Here is a 1545-nt window from a genome sequence, read left to right on the forward strand (position 1 = left end):
CGCCTACGCCTATTCCGACGCCAGCCAGGATGACCTCATCCCCGGGCTCTCGAGCGAGATCGTGGCCGATCTTGGCGCCGATCTCTTCGACGTGCGGCTTCTGTCGCATCGCAGGTGGACCGAGGCCGGGTTGCCGCCGGTGGTGCCCGCCTGCCCGCTGCTGACCCGCGGCTGGAACCTGCTGCCCTCGCGCGGCGCCACGCTGCCGCCCGCCCTGCAGGAGGCCGGTGCCCATCTGACCAACGCGCTCTGGACCACCTTCGGCCCCGAGGCCTCGGGGCCGATCTTCGACGCCATTCAGAAAGGAGAGATCTGATGAGGATCCTGTTCGTTCACGGCCGCGCGCAGGGCGGCAAGAGCTCGGCCTCGCTGCTGGCCGAATGGCGCAAGGCGCTGGACCGGGGGCTGGGCTCGGCGGCGCTGTCGCTGCCGGGATCGGTGAGCTTCGACCAGCCGTTCTACGGCGACACGCTCGACGACTTCGTCACCCGCGCCAAGCTGCCTTCGACGCGGGAGCTGGTGCAGATGGGCCCCGGGCAGGATCAGGGCTACGAGCTCTTCGCCCAGTCGGTGCTGCAGGAGATGAGCACCAGCGCCGAGATCTCCGAGACCGAGATCCGCCAGCAGATGCCCGAGGGCGAGCTGCAGGAAATGGGGCCGCAGAACTGGGAATGGGTGCAGGCGCTGGTGCAGGTCATCGACGGGCACTGGCCGGCGATCTCGGGCGCGACGATCGAGAAGTTCCTGACCGACGTCTACCTCTACCTCGACAAGCCCGCGGTGCGGAAGAAGATCGACGGCATCGTCGAGGCGGCGCTGACCGACCAGCCGACGGTGGTGGTGGGCCACTCGCTCGGCAGCGTCGTGGCCTACAACGTGCTGGTGAAGCACGCCCCGCGCATGAAGCTGGCGGGCTTCCTGACCATCGGCTCGCCGCTGGGGATCAAGGCGATCACGGCGCTGCTCGGGCTGCCGCGCAACCCCGCCGCCGGGCGCTGGGTGAACGCCTACGACAAGCGCGACATCGTGGCGCTGAACCCGCTGAACGCCAAGCACTTCCCGGGGGCGCCGCGGGTCTCGAACTTCCCCGGCGTGCGCACCCACCCCGACAACCGCCACGGCATCGCGGGCTACCTCGACGATCCCACGGTGGCCAGTCAACTGGTGGCCTTCGCGACCTGACGGCCTCGGGCGCAGGCGTTCGGGCGATGGTTCTGACGGGTGGAGCCGGGCGGTCTGCCGCCCCCTCCCAAAGCCCCGCGAGGGCCCCGCTCCGACGCCCCGCAACCCGACCGAAAACCGCCGCAAGGTCACCGCATTGCCGTTCTGCACGACCCCATGCTACTGTGCCGCGAAATGAGGCAGAGCAGCCCCGGATGACGGCACTCAAACAGTATCAAAGACTGGAAGCGTCAGGACTCTGGCGGCCCGAGCCGGCTGCCCAGAGGCGCGAGGTGATCGTGTCCCTTGGCGATGCCTCGCTGACCATTTCCGAGTTCTCCGGACGCGCGCTGGCGCACTGGTCCCTGCCTGCCGTGCGCCGCG

At 69.4% G+C, this 1545-nt stretch carries 2 protein-coding genes; both read left to right on the plus strand.

What is annotated here, in order from left to right; translation table 11 throughout:
• Positions 1-316, plus strand: a 316-nt coding sequence (locus HC022_RS26245; protein WP_167454338.1) for a hypothetical protein, incomplete at its 5' end; no start/stop codon positions are given.
• Positions 316-1182: an alpha/beta hydrolase gene (locus HC022_RS26250; protein ID WP_167454339.1), complete on the plus strand. Its 867-nt coding sequence runs from the start codon at positions 316-318 to the stop codon at positions 1180-1182. The genes HC022_RS26245 and HC022_RS26250, both read left to right, overlap by 1 nt.
• Positions 1183-1545 lie beyond the last annotated feature (363 nt).

This window comes from Salipiger sp. HF18 (assembly GCF_011806505.1).
In the GTDB taxonomy this organism is placed as follows: domain Bacteria; phylum Pseudomonadota; class Alphaproteobacteria; order Rhodobacterales; family Rhodobacteraceae; genus Salipiger; species Salipiger thiooxidans.